This window comes from Burkholderia sp. D-99 (genome assembly GCF_011605345.1).
In the GTDB taxonomy this organism is placed as follows: domain Bacteria; phylum Pseudomonadota; class Gammaproteobacteria; order Burkholderiales; family Burkholderiaceae; genus Burkholderia.
On record NZ_JAAOXM010000001.1, the window covers coordinates 330359 to 348603 of the forward strand.

Sequence of the window (18245 nt, forward strand, 5' to 3'; positions counted from 1 at the left end):
GGCGGGCGCCCGGCATCGGCAGGGTTCGGATCAGATCAGGCAGCGCGCGAGCGCGAAGCGCATCGCTTCCTCGGGCGGCTCGTTACCCGAGCCGCGCACGACCTTGACGACCGAACCGTTGCCCGACGGCGTCAGCGTGACGAAGTACGAGTTCGAGCCGACGGCGATATCGGTCACGCCGTTGTGCTGCGATTGCTCGGTGCCCGGCAGGCGGCTGTCGAGGCAGTTGGCGATCGCGTAGGCCGGACGTTGCGACGACACGTACATCATCGGCGCCGCGCCGGACGAGCCGGCCGAGTCGGACGACGGCGCGGAACCGCAAGCGGCGAGCAGGGCGGCGGGAAGGAGCAGCAGGAATCGTTTCATGGTGGGTCGTCGTGTGTCTCGTATCGAGGCTGGGGCGCGGGGTAGGCGAAACGCGAAGCTTCGCGACGAAACCGCCCGGAATCGGGCCGTTTTTGACGGATGACGATGCGACAGGCGGCTGACGACGGAGTATACCCGCAGCGTTTGAAGCCGTTGGCGCGTTGAAACGATTCGATACACAACAAGCACCCGCCGCCGCGCGGCGGCAGCGGGCGTTTCAGGTGGTGGCGAATGGGCACTTGCCGGTGTTGTCGATCTTATTGGCCGATCTGGTGGCTGACCGCATTTTCCTGCTGGTTCAGCACGTGCTTTTCGCTCTTCGTGATGTGGCTGTGATCCTGCGCAGCCATGTCCCGCTCTTCCTGGCGGATCTTGTGGTCGTCACGATGCAGGCGCGCGGCCTGTGCGTGCGACATCTCGCCTTCCTTCACTTCGTGATGGATCCGGCGATTCTGGTTTGCGAGGCGCTGGTTGACCTCTTCGCGGCGCGGATGCGCCTGTTGCCACGGCGTGTCGGCGAACGCGGTGCCGGTCAGCACCGACATCAGGGTGGCGGCAATCGCGAGATGGCGGGTAAAGGCTCGCATGGTGTTTTCTCCTGTCGTTGCGCGTCCGGATCGTGGGCGCTTGTACAAAAAACGCGGAGCGGGCACCGGCTGTTGACGTTTCCGCCTGTATCGATTGCAAGTCTTTATTACGTCGGCGCGTGGCGGCACGGGCCCCGGCGTGCGCAGCACGGGGGCCGATCGTCGCGCACGCGGATCAATGCGCGCCGGCCGCCGCCGCATCGGCATCGCCGCCGCCCGAGCGCGACGGTTTCGTGATCCAGATCAGCGGAATGATCGCGATGAAGATGATCGCCGATACATAGAAGATGTCGTTCAGCCCCATCACGGCCGCCTGCGAATCGACCGACGCGTTGAAGAATGCGAGCGCCGAATCGGGGCTCAGATGCAGCAGCGAGCGCGTCGTGTCGACCTGCTGCGTGAAGGTCGGGTTGTTGATGCTCGCCTGTTCGGTGAGCCGCGCGTGATGCAGGATCGTGCGGTCGTTCCATGCGTTGCTGATCAGCGACGTGCCGACTGCGCCGCAGAACGTGCGGCCGAAATTCGACAGGCCGGCGGCGGCCGGGATCTTTTCCGGCGGCAGCCCGGACAGGATGATCGCCGTCAGCGGCACGAAGAACATCGCCATCGGGATGCCCTGCAGCAGCGTCGGCAGCACCAGATCCCAGCGCGACACGTCGGTGTAGAAGGTCGTGCGCATCATGAACACGACCGCGAAGCCGACGAACGCGAGCGTCGCGATGTAGCGCGGGTCGGTGCGCGGCAGCAGGCGCCCCATGACCGGCGTGAGCAGGATCGCGAACACCCCGAGCGGCGCGGTGGCGAGCCCCGAATCGACCGCGCGGTAGCCGAGATAGCCCTGCATCCACTGCGGCAGCAGCACGAGCGTGCCGAAGAACATCCCGTAGGCGACCGAGATCGCGATCGTCCCGCCCGCGAAATTGCGCTGCGTGAAGAGCCGCAGGTCGACGATCGGGTTGGCCTCGTGCAGTTCCCACACGAGGAAGAACACGAAGCCGATCAGCGCGACGATGCCGAGCGCGACGACGACGGGCGAGTTGAACCAGTCGAGATCCTTGCCCTTGTCGAGCATGATCTGCAGCGAGGCGACCCACAGCACGAGCAGCAGCAGGCCGACCTTATCGATCGGCAGGCGGCGCGTGGCCGATTCGCGATCCCGGAACACGATCCACGTGACCGCGGCCGCGAAGAAGCCGACCGGGATGTTGATGTAGAAGATCCACGACCAGTTGTAGTCGTACGTGATCCAGCCGCCGAGCGACGGCCCCGCGATCGGGCCGACGAGCGCCGTCATCGACCACAGCGCCAGCGCGCTCGCCGATTTCTGCCGCGGCCACGCGCCGAGCAGCAGCGCCTGCGACAGCGGCGCGAGCGGCCCGGCGACCGCGCCCTGCAGGATCCGCGCGGCGAGCAGCGTCGGCAGGTTCGGCGCGATTCCGCACAGCCACGACGCGAACACGAACAGCAGGATCGACGTGACGAACAGGCGTACCTGGCCGAAGCGCTGCGTGAGCCAGCCCGTCAACGGAATCGACACCGCGTTCGCGGCCGCGAAGATCGTGATGACCCACGTGCCTTCGTCGACCGACACGCCGAGGTCGCCCGAGATGGTCGGAATGGCGACGTTCGCGATCGACGAGTCGAGCACGTTCATGAACATCGCGAGCGATACCGCGATCGTGCCGATCGCGAGCTTGCCGCCCGACAGCGGGGCTGGAGTTGACGGAGAGGACATGGGTTTCCTGCGTAATGGGCGTAATGTGGGCGTAATGTGCGAAACGGATGCAGCCCGTTGCGGCGGGCACGGGCCACCGCGCACGCGCGCGCGAAGGCGACGCAGGCGCGGCTCGGCTGCTGAACGGAAGGGCGCACGGCGCGGGCGATGCGGCCCGTTACATCGGGCCGACGCGTGCGACGGGCTGCTCGATCGGGTGCACGAAGCCGTGGCGGGCTTCGGAAGGCGGGATGCGGCCGGTCAGGAAGGCGGGACGCGGGTGACGCGTCTGCGGGCAGCGGTCAGGCGGCTGCCGTCGCGGGTGGAGTCGTTGTGCATCGCGACAGGCTAACGATGTGGCGAGCCGCCATCAACACGGGCCGGCTCATTAATCGATTTCGCGTCGCGCAATAATCGGTGTGCGAACCGTGCTGGTTACGGTGCGGTTCGCCATGCGGTGAACAGTTCCGCGAGAAAATCGACGAACGCGCGCACCTTGCTGTCGAGTGTCGCGCGCCGCGGGTACAGCACGTGCAGCTCGACGTCGTCGGTCCGGTGCCAGTCGGGCAGCACGATTTCGAGTTCGTTGCGTTCGAGCCGGCGGGCCGTGTAGTGCGTCGAGACCAGCGCGATGCCGCCGCCGCTCGCGGCCTGGCGCAGCACCGTCACCGATTCGTTGGTGATCAGCACCGGCCGCACCGGCACGTCGGCGACTTCGCCCGCCGCGTTGGTGAGCCGCAGCGTCAGGCCGGGCGCGTCGCGGCCGACGAGCAGCAGGTCGTGCTGCGCGAGGTCCTGCGGCGTGGCGGGCCGGCCGACGCGGTCGAGATAGGCGGGGCTCGCCGCGAGCTTCGCCTGCGACCAGCCGAGCGAGCGCGCGATGTAGCTGGAGTCGGTCAGCTCGCCCGCGCGCAGCGCGACGTCGAAGCCGTGCTCGACGAGATCGAGCGGGCTGTTGTCATAGATCAGCACGAGCTGGACGAGCGGGTAGCGCCGGCGAAACTCGGCGAGCGCCGGCTCCAGTTCGAACAGGCCGATCGAGTACGGCACCAGCACGCGCAGCGTGCCCTCCGGCGCCGTGCGCAGCGAGCGGGCCTGGCGGTCCGCGTCGAGCAGGATGTCCTCGGCGCGCAGGCAGCGCTCGTAGTAGTCGCGCCCGGCCTCGGTGACGGAGACGCGCCGTGTGGTCCGGTACAGCAGCTGGACGCCGAGATCGTCCTCGAGCTGCTTGATCTTGCGGCTCACGCTGCTGAGCGGCATGTCGAGGTGCGTGGCGGCGGCGGTGAAGTTGCCGCGCTCGACCACGCGCAGGAAGATGCGGATGCTTTCGAAGTCCATACGGGGTGCTTCAGTGTTCGGCCTGCGCGCATCTTACCTTCGCCGGACGGATCGCTTCGTGCGGCGGCGATTATCCTGCCCGGTGCAATAACGCATCCCGTCCGCGCCTCTTAGTGGCGGCGGCGCGCGCCCGTATGCTCGCCGCATGAAATTCGCCTTACCCCATCTGCCGCTGCTCGCGGCCGCCCGCACCGCGCTGCGCGACGCACGTCCCACGCTGCCGCCCGGTGCGGTCGGCTTCGCGTTGCGAAACACGGCCGCCTCGCTGCTCGCGCTCTACATTGCCTTCCGGATGAATCTCGACGATCCGAAATGGGCCGCATCGACGGTGTGGATCGTCGCGCAGGGCAGCCGAGGGATGGGCTTGTCGAAGAGCCAGTACCGGATTCTCGGCACCGCGATCGGCGCGGCCGTCGCGCTCGTGCTGACCGGGGCATTCGCGCAGACGCCCGAGCTGTTCCTGCCGGCGCTCGCCGCGTGGATCGGCCTGTGCGCGGGCGTCGCGACGTTCCAGCGGAATTTCCGCGCATACGCGGCGGTGCTCGCCGGCTATACGGCCGCGATCATCGCGATGGATGCGGTATCCGCGCCGCTGCATGCGTTCGACATCGCGGTCGCGCGGTTCCTGTACGTGGTGGTCGGCATCCTGTGCGGCGCGCTGTTCGATACGGTCTTCGCGCCGGGCGCGCCGCTGAACGAGGTCCGTACGCGGCTCAAGCGCTATCTCGACCGCGCGGTGGTGGTCGGCGCGGGCGCACTGCGCCGCGAGCCGAACGGCGCGGACGTGCACCGGCTGTTCGCGGACGCGCTCGAACTCGACACGGCGGCCGAGTATGCGGCCGCCGGTGCGCCACCGGTGCGCAACGCGATCGGCCATTTGCGCGCGGCGGTGCTGGGTGTGCTGTCCGCGCAGGCCGCGGGGCAGGCGCTGCACGAGCACGCGGCGCGCAGCGGCGGCACGCCGGACCCGCTGGTCGACGATGCCGCGCAGGTGCTCGACGGCGTGGCGGCGTCGGGCGAAGCGGGCGCCGCGCTGACCGCATTGCGGGCGCGCGTGGACGACGCGGTGCGCGCCGAGGCCGCGGAGCCGGCCGGCTCGGACCCGTCGCGCCTGCTCACGCTCGACCGGCTGGCGGCGCTGCTTGCCGGGTTCGACGCCGCCTTTGCGGGCAAGGCGCAACTGGACCGGCCGGATCCGCTGGCGTCGCGCGTGCGCTATGCGTTCCACCGCGATCCGGTGCTCGCGTGGCACAACGGGATTCGCGCGTTCATCGCGGTGCTGGTCGCGTCGGCGCTCTGGATCGTGACGGCGTGGCCGTCGGGCGCCGGGTTCGTCGCGATCACGGGCGTGGTCTGCGCGCTGTTCTCGACGCGCCCGAACTCGGTGGGCGCCACCGTCGGCTTCCTGAAAGGGGCCGTCTGCGCAGCGGTCGCGGGCGCCCTCTGCAATTTCGTGCTGCTGCCGGCAGTGTCGGGCTTCGAGATGCTCGCGTACATCCTCGGCGTGTTCATGGTCGGCACGGGCATCGCGATGCGCCATCCGCGCACGGCCGGCATCGGCAGCGGCTTCTCGATCTTCTTCTGGAATTTCACGTCGCCGGACAATACGGCGCGCATCGGCGACGCCGCTTTTCTCAATTCGGCGCTTGCCACGCTGCTCGGCATCGCGTTCGGGGCGATGGTGTTCGCGCTCGTGTTTCCCGGCGATCCCGGTACGAGCCGGCGGCGCCTGCATCGCGCGGTGCGCGGCGACCTGGCGCGCATCGCGCGCAATCCGCGAGACTGGCAGGCGAGCGCGTGGCTGAGCCGCACGGCCGACCGTCTCGGGCGTGAGCTCGGCTTCGCGGGCCGTCTGCCAGCGACCCTCATCGAGCGCGACCTGCGCGATTTGCTCGCGACCTGGACGATCGGCGACAGCTTGCTGGCGCTGGCCGAACTGGCGGCACGCAAGCCGGCTGCGCGCCGTGCGGTCGCGTTGGTGCGGGGGCGGGTCGGGCACGCGGATTTCGCCCGGCTCGAGCGGGCTTGCGATGCGGCGGCCCGCATGATGTTGCGGCGCGTGACCGAGGTCGACAGCGACGACGGCCGCGCGTTGCTGCGCGGCGTCGTGCTGCTGCGGACGATCGCGGAGACGGCGGCCGCGCACGACGGCTTCCTGCGCGGTCGCCGGGATTGACGGGTGGATGGACGCGTGAGAGGCGGCCCGCGCGTCAACTGAGGCGATAGGCCTTGCCGGGCGTCACTTCCGCCGGCAGCGGCTCGCGGTTCAGTTCGAGCAACGTGCGCTCGATCATCCGCGTCATCGCATCGAGCGCGAGATGGTTCGGCCCGTCACCGAATGGTTCGGCGATCGCATGTGCGATCGCGTCGAGCGCGATCAGCGTATAGGCGACGAACACGGTCACGAACGGTGTGGCCGCGCCGATCGAGTCGACGAGACCGAACGGCAGCAGCACGCAGTACGCATAGATGGTCCGGTGCAGCAGCACGTCGTACGAGAACGGGATTGGCGTCGATGCGATGCGCTCGCAGCCGCTCACCATCGCGACAAGCTCGTCGAGGCGCGCGTCGAGCATCCATAACCGCGTATCGGCAAGACGGCCGGCGTCGGCGCGCGCGGCGAATGCTTCGCGCAGTTCGTGAACGATCGCGACCGGCGCATACCGGGCGGCGGCGATGCGCGTACCGGTGGCGCCGTCGAGCAGCGTGCGCAGGTCGGCTGCCGGATCGGTGCCGCGCAGTTGATGCTTCAGCGTATAGACGAACGCGACGACCTTGCGCACGAACGCCTGCCGCGAGGCGTCGTCATCGTCGATCGCGCCGTAGCAGAGCGCCTGCGACACCAGCGTGCGCGTGGCGGTCAGCACGCCGCCCCACAGCTGCCGGCCCTCGCGGTAGCGTTCGTAGCTCGCGTTGTTGCGAAACCCCGCGAAGATCGCGAGCGTGAGGCCGATCAGCGTGAACGGCGTCGGGTTCAGCGGCACCTTCTCGCCGAGCACGCGGCCGCCGCCCCACACCGCGACGACGCTGATCGCGAGCGTCAGCACGAGCTGCGGCAGGATGGTCGGCAGCACCGAGCCGTTCCAGACGAGCAGCATCCGCAGCCAGTGCTCGCGCGGACGAACGATCATCGTCGTGCTCCGTCAGGCGGCGATCGACGCCGGCGCGGCCGCGCGATGCAGCAGCACGGGCACCGACTTCGACGTCGGCGTGTTGCACACGTCGCCGACGCTGTCGAGCGGCACCAGCGGGTTGGTTTCCGGGTAGTACGCGCCGATGCAGCCGCGCGGGATGTCGTACTCGACGAGCAGGAAGCCGTCCGCGCGCCGCTCGATGCCGTCGTGCCACACGGTTTCCATGTCGACCCATTCGCCGGCCTTCAGGCCGAGCATCGCGAGATCGTCGCGGTTGGCGAACACCACGCGGCGCTGGCCGAACACGCCGCGATAGCGGTCGTCGAGCCCGTAGACGGTCGTGTTGTACTGGTCGTGCGAGCGCGTCGTCATCAGCGTCATCAGGCGTTCGCCGTGCTGTGCGCGGGCGCGCTGGATCGGCGTGTCGGTGGGCAGTGCATGTGCGATGAAGTTCGCCTTGCCCGTCGGCGTCAGCCATTCGCGGTCGCGCGACGCGACACGCAGGTGGAAGCCGCCCGGTCGCGCGATGCGCGTGTTGTAGTCGTAGAAGCCGTCGAGCGTCGCCTCGATCGCGTCGCGGATCTTCGCGTAGTCGTCCTTGTAGGCGAGCCAGTCGATCTTGCCGCTGCCGAACAGCGCGTGGCCCATATGCGCGACGATGGCAGGCTCCGACATCAGGTTCGGCGACGCCGGCTTGTTCATCCCGTACGACACGTGGACCATGCTCATCGAATCCTCGACCGTCACGCCTTGCGCGACGTTGTCCTGCAGGTCGATCTCGGTGCGGCCGAGCGTCGGCAGGATCAGCGCGTCGCGGCCGTGGATCAGGTGGCTGCGGTTCAGCTTCGTCGTGATGTGCACCGACAGGTCGCAGCGGCGCATGCCTTCCCACGTGCGCGGCGTGTCGGGCGTCGCCATCGCGAAGTTGCCGCCGAGGCCGATCAGCACCTTCACGTGGCCTTCGAGCATCCCTTCGATCGTCTCGACGACGTCGAGGCCGTGGTGGCGCGGCGGTTCAAAGTCGAACACGTGGCCGAGGCGGTCGAGGAACGCCTGCGACGGCTTCTCCTCGATGCCGACCGTGCGGTTGCCCTGCACGTTCGAGTGGCCGCGCACCGGGCACAGGCCCGCGCCGGGGCGGCCGATGTTGCCGCGCATCAGCATCAGGTTGGTCAGCATCTGCACGGTCGCGACCGAATGCTTGTGCTGCGTGATGCCCATGCCCCACGTCGCGATCACGCGTTCGCTGCGTGCATAGAGCTGTGCGAGGCTGTCGATCTGTTCGTACGGCACGCCGCTTTCGGCCGTCAGCGCGGACCAGCTTTCGGTGCGAAGATCGTCGGCGAACGCGTCGAAGCCGGCCGTGTGCTCGCCGATGAACGCGGTGTCGAGCACGCGCGGCGCACCGGCGGCGCGCGCGGCGTCGTCGAGTTCGAGCACGCGCTTCGCCATCCCCTTGATCAGCGCGAAATCGCCGCCGATCGTCGGCTGGATGAACGTCGATGCGATCTTGGTGCCCGACATCGTCAGCATCTCGATCGGGCTTTGCGGATCGGCGAAGCGTTCGAGGCCGCGTTCCTTCAGCGGGTTGATCGACACGATCGTCGCGCCGCGCTTCGCGCATTCGCGCAGCTCGCCCATCATTCGCGGGTGATTGGTGGCCGGGTTCTGGCCGAAGATCAGCAGCGTGTCCGCGTGTTCGAAATCGTCGAGCGTGACGGTGCCCTTGCCGACGCCGACCGAGGCCGGCAGCCCGCGGCTCGTCGCCTCGTGGCACATGTTCGAGCAGTCGGGGAAGTTGTTCGTGCCGTACCGCCGCACCAGCAATTGGTACAGGAACGCCGCTTCGTTGCTTGCGCGGCCGGACGTGTAGAACGCGGCCTGGTTCGGGTCGGGCAGCGCGCGCAGGTGGCGCGCGATCAGTTCGAACGCGTCGTCCCACGCGATCGGCACGTAGCGGTCGGTCTGCGCGTCGTACACCATCGGGTCGGTGAGGCGGCCGTGCTGTTCGAGTTCGAAGTCCGACTGTTCGAGCAACTCGGTGACCGTGTGCGCGGCGAAGAATTCGGGCGTCACGCGCTTGCTGGTCGCTTCGGCGGCTACCGCCTTCACGCCGTTTTCGCAGAATTCGAACGTCGATGCGTGCTGGCGGTCGGGCCACGCGCAGCCGGGGCAGTCGAAGCCGTCCGGCTGGTTCTGGCGCAGCAGCGTGCGGTAGTTGCCGCCGGCGACCTTTTCCTTGATCAGGTTGATCGTGACGGCTTTCAGTGCGCCCCAGCCTGCGGCCGGGTGAGTGTACGGTTCGATGCGCGCGGTAGCGGATTTCTTTTTCATGATGCAGCGGGTGTCGGGGTCGATGGCTGCAGAGTACGCGCGGCCCCCGTCCGGCTGTGTGTACACCTGTTCACTTCAAAAAAGAGTACAGTTTCGGCAATTCAGACAGTGCGGATCGCAACTGTGTTGTTGAATGGAAGTTGAAAGGGAGGCGCGTGAAGCGTTACGAACAACTGGCCGACGATCTCCAGGCGCAGATCGAGCGTGGCGTGTACCGGCCCGGCGAGCGGATTCCGTCGGTGCGGCAGGCGAGCCGGCAGCAGCAGCTCAGCGTCACGACCGTGCTGCGCGCGTACCTCGTGCTGGAAAGCCGCGGGCTGATCGAGAGCCGGCCGCAGTCGGGCTATTTCGTGCGGGCGCGCGCGGCGGCGCCGGCCGAGGCCGAGCTGCACACGTCGGCGCCGACGGCCGAGCCGTCGGCCGTGGACGTGAGCCGGCTCGTGCTGTCGACGCTGCGCTCGATCGCGCGCGACGACGCGGTGCCGCTCGGTTCGCCGTATCCCGATGCATCGCAATTCCCGGTGCAGCGCCTCGCACGCTATGCGCAGGCGATCGGGCGGCGCCGCACGCGCTGGGGCGTGATCGACGATCTGCCGCCCGGCAACCAGGAGCTGATCCGCCAGATCGCGCGGCGTTATGCGGAGCGCGGGATCGCGGTCGAGCCCGGCGAGATCGTGATGACGATCGGCGCGACCGAGGCGATCAACCTGTGCCTGCAGGCCGTTGCGAAGCCGGGCGACACGATCGCGGTGGAGTCGCCGACGTTCTACGCGATGCTGCATGCGATCGAGCGGATGGGTATGCGCGCGCTGGAAGTCGCGACGCACCCGGGCGACGGCATCGATCTCGACGCGCTCGAACGGATCCTCGAACGCGAGCGCATCGCCGCGTGCATGGTGATGCCGAATTTCCAGAATCCGCTCGGCTTCCAGATGCCCGATGCGCGCAAGCGCGCGCTCGTCGAGCTATTGGCGAAGCATGGTGTGCCGGCGATCGAGAGTGATGTCTATCACGAGCTGCATTTCGGCGACACGACGCCGAGCGCGCTGAAGTCGTTCGATCGCGACGGGCTCGTGCTGCATTGCGCGTCGTTTACCAAGAGCCTGTCGCCGCGCTACCGGATCGGCTGGGCGATGCCGGGCCGCTACCGCGACCAGGTCGAGAAGCTGAAATTCCTGAACACGCTCGCGACGCCCGCGATCGAGCAGCTGGCGATCGCCGAGTACCTGAAATACGACGGCTACGATTTCCACCTGCGGCGCATGCGCAAGCAGTACGCGCAGCAGGCGAGCCTGATGAGCGCGATGGTGCGGCGCTTCTTTCCGGAGGGCACGCGGCTGTCGCAGCCGCAGGGCGGGTACGTGCTGTGGGTCGAGCTGCCGAAGCAGGTCGATGCGATGAAACTTTACACGCTCGCGCTTGCGCAGCGGATCACGGTCGGGCCGGGCCACATGTTCTCGGCGGGAACCGATTACCGGCATTTCATCCGGCTCAACTACAGCTATTCGTGGTCGCGGGAGATCGAGGATGCGTTGAAGGTGCTCGGGCGGCTCGCGTCGGAATGCGCGGCGCGGTAAATGCGGCCGCGCCCGACGGCGGGCGGCGGCCGGTGGGCAGCCGCCGTGTGGCTCGCATCAACCCGCGTGTGACGCCCGCAACCCGGCTTGCGCGGCGCCGGCCATCTGCCGCATGTCGAAACCCGACGGGTGCTGGTACACGCGCAGCCCGAACTCCGGCAGCACCGCGATCAGGTGATCGAACAGGTCGGACTGGATGGCTTCGTAGTCGACCCACGAAGTCGTGTCGGTGAAGCAGTACAGTTCGAGCGGAATGCCTTCGGCCGTGAGCGGCAGCTGCCGCGCCATGCAGGTCATGTCGCGGCGGATACGCGGATGGCCCTTCAGGTAGTTCGCGACATACGCGCGGAACGTGCCGAGATTCGTCAGCTGGCGGCGGTTCGCCGGGCAGTCGCCGGCCGCGCCGAGCGTTCCGTTCCATTGCTCGATCGCGTCGACCTTGTCCTCGAGATAGTCCTTCAGCAGCGTCAGGCGTTCGAGACGTTCGATTTCGTCGTTCGACAGAAAACGCACGCTCGTCGCGTCGACGAACAGCGCGCGCTTGATGCGGCGCCCACCCGCTTCGGTCATTCCGCGCCAGTTCTGGTAGCTCTCGGTGATCAGTTTCCACGTCGGCACCGTGATGATCGTGTGATCGAAGTTTGCGACCTTGACGGTGTTTAGCGTGATGTCGATGACGGTACCGTCCGCGCCGGCCGACGGCATCGTGATCCAGTCGCCGATCCGCAGCATGTCGTTCGACGACAGCTGTACGCCCGCGACGAGGCCGAGCAGCGTGTCCTTGAAGATCAGCATCAGTACCGCCGACATCGCGCCGATGCCGGACAGCAGCAGGCCGATCTGCTTGCCGGTCGCGTCGCCGATCACGACCAGCGCAGCCGTGATGAACATCACGAGCTTGACGAGCTGCATCGCGCCTTTCAGCGACAGGTGCGGCTGGTCGCGCTGATCGCGCTGGTACGTGCGATGCGTGTGCTCGAGCGCCGAAAGCGTTGCGCTGACGGTCATCGTCACGAGGAACACGATCAGCGCGAACAGCACCTTGTCGGCGGCCTGCGCGGCCGTATCGGGAATACCGGGCACCGCGCCGAGCCCGAGCTTGATCACGACGAACGGGACGATGCGGTTCAGCCACTTGAATGCGCCGAACTCGAACAGCGCGTCGTCGACGCGTGTGGCGGAAAGCCGCGCGAGCCGCGCGACTACGCGGAACAGCAGGAAATGGACGACGGCGGTGATTGCGCCGGCGGCGGCGAGCAGGATGAGGATGCCGACGAGCGGCGCAAACCAGGATTCGTTCAGGGTCATAGGGGCAAACAGGGGCCTTCTGGTGCGTTGAATCGGCGCCGCGATGCGGCGCGCGCCCGGTGAAGGGCACATGAAAGGGACCGTGATTGTGCCATCGGGTTCCAGTCGCGTTGCCGTGAATGCACGATGCGCGGCTCCCGAATCGCCTCACCATTGCACAGGTCTCCTCTGTAATCGGGTGAGGGCGGGTGACGAAAGCGCGTCACCGCGAGCCGGTGCGCGCGTGTATTGCCGGATGCGCTGCACGTTCGTCCGGGATCGGCGCGACGCCGCCACGGCGGGCCTTCGCGCTTCGATGCGCGTGACCGGCGATCCATGCAATCATGCGGGCGTCGCAGGGTCGTCGATGGGCCGTTCGCCTTTGCGTGCGGCCCATCCGCCGACGATGAGCGACACGCGCCTCGTTCGCACACTTGCCATGCGATGCCTGCCCGGGGCACGATGCGCGAACGACTTCGCGAACCACGTCACCTCGTATTCACGCATTTCACGCATGCAAGATTCCAACGAAAGCCGCCCGTCAGGCGTGCGACTGCTGAAAGGCATCCTCCCGATCCGCCGTGGCGGGGCCCTCCGCGACATCTTCGCGGGCATGTCGCTCGCGTCGATGGACATCCCGCAGGTGCTCGGCTATGCGCGCATCGCCGGCATGCCGGCCGTCACGGGCCTGTACACGGTGTTCCTGCCGCTCGTCGCGTTCGCGATCTTCGGCGCGTCGCGGCATCTGGTGGTGGCCGCCGATTCCGCGACCGCGACGATCTTCGCGAGCCGGCTGTCGTCGATGGCGCCGGCCGGCAGCGCCGAGTATGTGGCGCTGGCCGGCATGGTCGCGCTGCTGACCGCCGCGATGCTGCTGCTCGCGCGTATCTTCAAGCTCGGTTTTCTCGCCGATTTCCTGTCGCGCACGGTGCTGGTCGGCTTTCTCGCCGGCGTCGGCGTGCAGGTGTCGATCGCGATGCTCGGCGACATGCTCGGGCTGGCGGTGCCGTACCCGGCCTCGCGCAGCCTGGCGCAGCTCGACTACGTCGTCACGCATCTCGTCCACACGAACCGGCCGACGTTCGCGCTTGCGGCGCTCGTCGTCGTCGCGATTCTCGCGTGCAAGCGGTTCCTGCCGCGCGTGCCGATGCCGATGATCGCGGTCGCGGGCAGCATCGCGGCGAGCTACAGTTTCGGATTCGCCGCGCACGGCATCGCGGTGCTCGGGCCGGTCGCGGGCGGGCTGCCGCCGTTGCGCTGGCCGTCCGTCACGTGGCAGCAGTTCCTCGATCTCGTGCCGGTCGCCGCGTCGTGTTTCGTGATGATCATTGCGCAGAGCGCGGCCGCCGCGCGCGTGTTCGCGCAGCAATATGGCGAGGATGTCGATACCAACGCCGACATCCTCGGCCTCGCGGCCGCGAACGCGGCGGCGGCGGTGGGCGGCGCGTTCGTCGTCAACGGCAGCCCGACGCAGACGGCGATGGCTGACGGCGCGGGCGTGCGCAGCCAGATCGGGCATCTCGCGTTTGCGGCCGTGGTGGCGGTCGTGCTGCTGTTCTTCAGCACCTACCTGCAGTATCTGCCGCATGCGGTGCTGGCCGGCATCGTATTCACGATCGCGCTCGGGTTGATCAACGTGCGCAGCCTTGCCGCGATCCGCAAGGAAAGCCCTGGCGAGTTCACGCTGGCGCTGGGGACGGCCGTGGCCGTCGTGACGGTCGGCGTCGAGCACGGCATCCTGCTGGCCGTCGCGCTATCGCTGATGCGGCACGTGCGCCACAGCTATCAACCGCACACGATGGTGCTCGAACCCGTCGAAGGCAACGGGCGGTGGCAGCCGGTGCCCGCGCGGCGCGGCGCGATGACGGCGCCAGGGCTGATCGTCTACCGGTTCGGCTCCGACCTGTTCTTCGCGAACGATCACCTGTTCGCCGCCGAAGTGTCCGAACTCGTCGATGCGGCGCCGGTGCCGGCGCGCTGGTTCGTCGTCGATGCGGGTGCGGTCACCGACATCGACTATTCGGCCGCGCGGACGCTGACCGACCTCGTCAAGTCATTGCACGCGCGCGGGATCGGCGTGCTGTTCGGGCGCGTGAACCGCTACCTGCGCGCGGACATGGATCGTCACGGGATTACCGAGGTCGTCGGCGCGTCGTGCATTTTCGCGACGCTGCATCAGGCGCTGGAGGCGGCCGGCACGACGCCCGCACCGCAGGAGCCGGGCACCGTGTAGCAGGAACGGGCCCTAGGCGGCCGCGCGCAAGCGCGCGAAGCCGTTGCGCAGGTGGCGGGCGAGTTCGGTTGCGGCCGGCGTGCGCTGGCCGCGCGGCACATGCAGATGGATAGAGAAGTTCGGCAGCGCGGGCAGGCCGCTGCCGGCCGGCAGGATGTCGAGGTCGGCCGGCACGGTGGACGCGAGCCAGACGGTCACCGCGAGATCGGAACGCACGGTCGCGGCCGTCGCATCGAAGCTGCCGTTCTCGAACACGGTGCGCCACGCGCGATCGCAGCCACGCAGCGCGTCGAGCACCGTCGGGCGGAACGCGCAGGTCTGCGCGACCATCGATACCGGCAGCGGCGTGTTCCGGTACGCGGTGCCGCCTTTCGCGCCGACCCAGACCAGCCGGTCGACGGCGATGCACTCGCCGCGCGACGATCCGACCGGCGCCTCGATCAGCGCGACATCGAGGTCGCCCTGCGTGAGCCCGCGCCGTAGCTCCGGCGATGCTGCGCACACGAGCGTGAGCGCGACTTGCGGATGCGCCTGTGCATAGTTCTTCAGGATCGGCGCGAGACAGGTGCCGACCAGATCCTGCGGCGCACCGAGACGCACGGTGCCTTCAACCGCACCGGCCGTCATGTCGGTGAGCAGCGCATCGTGTACGGCGAGCAGCCGGCGCGCCTGTTCGAGCAGCCGCTCGCCGGCCGCCGTGAGCAGCAGGTTGCGGTGCTCGCGGACGAACAGCGGGCCGGACAGCGTTTCGAGGCGTGCGACCTGCTGGCTGATCGCGCCTTGCGTCAGGTGCAGCGCGCGGCCCGCCGCCGTCATGCTGCGATGATCGGCGACCGTGACGAAGGCGCGCAACAGCGCGATGTCGAGATGACGTGCCATGCGACGCATTATGAGCGCTAATGGCAGGCATAAAAAGCTTTCGCTGTCGTAATGGGAGGATCGCGGGTAAAACGGGGCTTCGACGACGACAACCGGGAGCCTCCGTGCCGTTCCGCGACTACCTGCCGCTGATGCTGTTCGTGATTGTGTCCACCGTGACGCCGGGCGGCGCGACGACGCTGGCGACTGCCTCGGGCGCGCATTTCGGCTATCGGCGTTCGTTGCCGATGATGGCGGGCATCGCGGTCGGCCTGGCGTCGATGGCCGCCGCTGCCGCGGCCGGGCTCGGCGGCGTGCTGCTTGCGGTGCCCGCGTTGCAGCTCGCGATGAAGGCGGCCGGTTCGGTGTACCTCGTGTGGCTGGCCGTGCGCATCGGGCGCGGCGGCAAGCCGCGGCTCGATGCGGCGGTGCACCGGCCGCAGGGCTTCATCAGCGGCGTCTGGATGCTCTGGCACAACCCGAAAGGCTGGGCGATGACGCTCGGCGCGGCCGCGTCGTTCGCCGCGCTCGCGTCCGGCCCGGCACGGCTCGGCGCATTGCTCGGGCTGGCGTTCGGCGTGGCCGCGATGGCGTCGCTGTCGCTCTGGTGTTTCGCCGGGCTGCTGTTCGCGCGCGTGTTGCGCACGGAGCGGCAGTGGCACTGGCTGAATGCCGGGCTCGGTGCACTGCTGGTGGCGTCGATCGTGCCGATGTGGATGCCGTAGCAGGGCGGCCGCACGCGTCGTGCAGCCGCCTGAAGGTCAGCGCGAACCGGCACGCGCGGTGCCGGCAGGTTGGCCGCCCGCACCGGCCGACCACAACGGTAGCCGCAGCGTCGTGACGAAGCTTGCCGCGTGCAGCACGCAAAGCAGGCCGAACGCCCACGCATACGCGTTCGCCTGCGTGCCGCCGCCCGCCGCCGATTCGGCCTGCAGCCGCCAGGCGAGGAACAGCGTGCACACGGTGGTGAACGTCGGGCCGCCGAGACGCTGCACGATATTGAGCGAGGTCGTCGCCATCGGCAGGTTACGGCGCTCGACCGACGCATACGCGGCGGAGATCGACGGCGCGCCGATCGCGCTCTGGCCCATGCCGCGCAGAAACAGCGCCGGCACGAGCAGGATCGGATCGTAGCCGGTCAGCGCGACGAACACGAACGGCAGCGTCGCGACGAGCGCGAGCAATGCGCCGGCGGCGGCCAGCCGGCGCACGCCGAACCGGCTCGTCAGCGCGCCCATTGACGGATACGTGACGAGCATGCCGAGGCCCATCGGCGCTAGCAGCCAGCCCATTTCGCCGGGCGTGCGGCCGCACGCCTGGATCAGGAACACCGGAATCAGCATCTGGCCCGCGAACAGCGCGCCGTTCGACAGGAACTGTGTCGACGCGGCCGCGCCGAATACCTTGCCGCGAAACAGCGCAAGGTCGATCAGCGCCTGGTCGCCCTTGCGTGTTTCGACCCGCAGGAACGCCGCCAGCAACAGCGCCGACACGATGATTGCCGCGATACCGAGCGCTTCGTTGATCCGCTCGATGCCGTACAGGAACAGCACGAGCCCCGGCGACAGCAGCGCGAGGCCGACGTAGTCGAGCGCGCGCGGCTGCGTGTCCTCGCGGTCGCCGGGCAGGAACCGCACGGCCAGCGCGAGCGCCAGCACGCCGACGGGCAGGTTCACGAGAAACAGCCAGCGCCACGATGCGTGTTGCAGGATCGCGCCGGCGACGACCGGGCCGAGGATCGGCGCGAGCAGCACGGGTACGGCCGCGTAGCCGATCACGCGCGCCATCTGCTGGCCGGCGACACGCGCGATCATCATCTGCGTCATCGGTGCGAGCAGCCCGCCGCTCACCCCTTGCAGCACGCGGAATGCGATCAGTGACGGCGCGGACCACGCGAGCCCGCACAGGGCCGACATGAGCGTGAACGCCGAGAAGCACCACAGGTACAGCGCCTTCGCGCCGATCCGGTCGACGAGCCAGCCGTTCAGCGGCAGCACTAGCGTCAGCGCGAGCAGGTAGCCGCTCGTCACCCACTGGATCGTCGCGAGACTCGCGTGCAGGTCGGTCGCGAGGCTCGACAGCGACACGTTGACGATCGTCGCATCGAGCTGCGACAGCAGCGAGCCCAGCACCGCGACCGCGCTGACCTTCCAGATCGACGGATCGAGCCGGCCGGCCGCGTGGTCCCGCGCCGGCCGAGCGCGCGGATCGCTCACGCGCCGCGCTGGTCGAGCAGCGCGACGATGTCCTGCGTCGTGCCCGTCTCGCCGAGACGAGGGAACAGACGCTCGACGCTGTTCACGTGCGCATCCGCGTTGAGGTCGGTCATCGCGTCGACGGCGAGCGTCACGTTGTAGCCGAGTTCGTGTGCCTGCCGTGCGGTCGATTCCACGCCGATGCTCGTCGCGATGCCGGTCAGCACGATCTGCGTGACGCCGGCCGCCTTCAGGTGCGCGTCGAGATCGGTGCCGGTAAACGCGCCCCAGGTCTTTTTCGTCACGACGTGGTCGCCCGGCTGCCGATCCAGTTCGGGTACGAGCTCGGTCCAGTCGGCGGGCAGCGCGTCGGTGCGTACCTGCTGCTGCGTGCGGCCCGGCGCGCCACCGGCGACGTTGACGAGCACGACCGGCAGGCCGCGGCTGCGGAATGCGTCGAGCAGCGTACGGGCGTGTGCGATCACCGGCGCGACCGGATGAGCGGTGGGGAGGGCGGTAATGCCTTTCTGCAGGTCGATGACGACGAGTGCCGTGTTCGTGTCGAGACAGGTTGCGCTCATGATGGGACTCCGTGGAATGGACGAAGGGAGGCGGGTGCGCG

General features: G+C 68.6%; 14 protein-coding genes. 4 read left to right on the plus strand and 10 right to left on the minus strand.

The annotated features are described in order from the left end of the window. Positions 1 to 30: 30 nt before the first annotated feature. The 4 genes from HAV18_RS01475 to HAV18_RS01490 form a co-directional block, all read right to left on the minus strand. Positions 31 to 366, minus strand: coding sequence for a sugar ABC transporter ATPase (locus HAV18_RS01475; RefSeq protein WP_166951733.1), 336 nt, complete (start codon positions 364 to 366; stop codon positions 31 to 33). A 257-nt stretch (positions 367 to 623) separates the two neighbouring features. Further along, positions 624 to 953 carry a hypothetical protein gene (locus tag HAV18_RS01480; RefSeq protein ID WP_166951736.1) on the minus strand — a complete coding sequence of 110 codons (330 nt, stop codon included), beginning with the start codon at positions 951 to 953 and terminating at the stop codon, positions 624 to 626. 175 nt (positions 954 to 1128) lie between these two features. Continuing rightward, positions 1129 to 2688, minus strand: a complete 1560-nt coding sequence (locus tag HAV18_RS01485; RefSeq protein ID WP_166951741.1) for a DHA2 family efflux MFS transporter permease subunit — start codon at positions 2686 to 2688, stop codon at positions 1129 to 1131. 414 nt (positions 2689 to 3102) lie between these two features. Next, on the minus strand, positions 3103 to 4005 hold the full coding sequence (locus HAV18_RS01490; RefSeq protein ID WP_166951744.1) for a LysR family transcriptional regulator: 903 nt from the start codon (positions 4003 to 4005) through the stop codon (positions 3103 to 3105). 145 nt (positions 4006 to 4150) lie between these two features. Here HAV18_RS01490 and HAV18_RS01495 point away from each other — a divergent pair, with 145 nt between their 5' ends. After that, positions 4151 to 6181 carry an FUSC family protein gene (locus HAV18_RS01495; protein WP_166951747.1) on the plus strand — a complete coding sequence of 677 codons (2031 nt, stop codon included), beginning with the start codon at positions 4151 to 4153 and terminating at the stop codon, positions 6179 to 6181. Positions 6182 to 6215: 34 nt separating this feature from the next. Here HAV18_RS01495 and HAV18_RS01500 read toward each other — a convergent pair whose 3' ends face one another. Together HAV18_RS01500 and HAV18_RS01505 are read right to left on the minus strand one after the other, a co-directional pair. Continuing rightward, a complete protein-coding gene (locus HAV18_RS01500) occupies positions 6216 to 7136 on the minus strand; it encodes a bestrophin family protein (protein ID WP_166951750.1) in 921 nt (306 codons plus the stop codon). Positions 7137 to 7148: 12 nt separating this feature from the next. Next, entirely contained in the window at positions 7149 to 9473 is a 2325-nt protein-coding gene (locus HAV18_RS01505) for an FdhF/YdeP family oxidoreductase (RefSeq protein WP_166951753.1), read from the minus strand. 155 nt (positions 9474 to 9628) lie between these two features. Here HAV18_RS01505 and HAV18_RS01510 point away from each other — a divergent pair, with 155 nt between their 5' ends. Continuing rightward, on the plus strand, positions 9629 to 11050 hold the full coding sequence (locus HAV18_RS01510; protein ID WP_166951756.1) for a PLP-dependent aminotransferase family protein: 1422 nt from the start codon (positions 9629 to 9631) through the stop codon (positions 11048 to 11050). A 57-nt stretch (positions 11051 to 11107) separates the two neighbouring features. Here the strand turns inward: HAV18_RS01510 and HAV18_RS01515 are convergent, their stop codons facing one another. Continuing rightward, on the minus strand, positions 11108 to 12358 hold the full coding sequence (locus tag HAV18_RS01515) for a mechanosensitive ion channel family protein (protein WP_166951759.1): 1251 nt from the start codon (positions 12356 to 12358) through the stop codon (positions 11108 to 11110). A 493-nt stretch (positions 12359 to 12851) separates the two neighbouring features. Between HAV18_RS01515 and HAV18_RS01520 the strand changes: the two genes are divergently transcribed. Then, positions 12852 to 14570, plus strand: coding sequence for a SulP family inorganic anion transporter (locus HAV18_RS01520; RefSeq protein WP_166951762.1), 1719 nt, complete (start codon positions 12852 to 12854; stop codon positions 14568 to 14570). Positions 14571 to 14582: 12 nt separating this feature from the next. Here HAV18_RS01520 and HAV18_RS01525 read toward each other — a convergent pair whose 3' ends face one another. Further along, entirely contained in the window at positions 14583 to 15458 is an 876-nt protein-coding gene (locus HAV18_RS01525) for a LysR substrate-binding domain-containing protein (protein ID WP_166951765.1), read from the minus strand. Positions 15459 to 15553: 95 nt separating this feature from the next. Between HAV18_RS01525 and HAV18_RS01530 the strand changes: the two genes are divergently transcribed. Then, positions 15554 to 16153: a LysE family transporter gene (locus tag HAV18_RS01530; protein WP_347814723.1), complete on the plus strand. Its 600-nt coding sequence runs from the start codon at positions 15554 to 15556 to the stop codon at positions 16151 to 16153. A gap of 36 nt (positions 16154 to 16189) precedes the next feature. Here HAV18_RS01530 and HAV18_RS01535 read toward each other — a convergent pair whose 3' ends face one another. Then, on the minus strand, positions 16190 to 17644 hold the full coding sequence (locus tag HAV18_RS01535) for a DHA2 family efflux MFS transporter permease subunit (protein WP_166951768.1): 1455 nt from the start codon (positions 17642 to 17644) through the stop codon (positions 16190 to 16192). Continuing rightward, positions 17641 to 18204: an isochorismatase family protein gene (locus tag HAV18_RS01540; RefSeq protein ID WP_166951771.1), complete on the minus strand. Its 564-nt coding sequence runs from the start codon at positions 18202 to 18204 to the stop codon at positions 17641 to 17643. The genes HAV18_RS01535 and HAV18_RS01540 overlap by 4 nt, the downstream gene beginning before the upstream one ends. Positions 18205 to 18245: the final 41 nt, after the last annotated feature.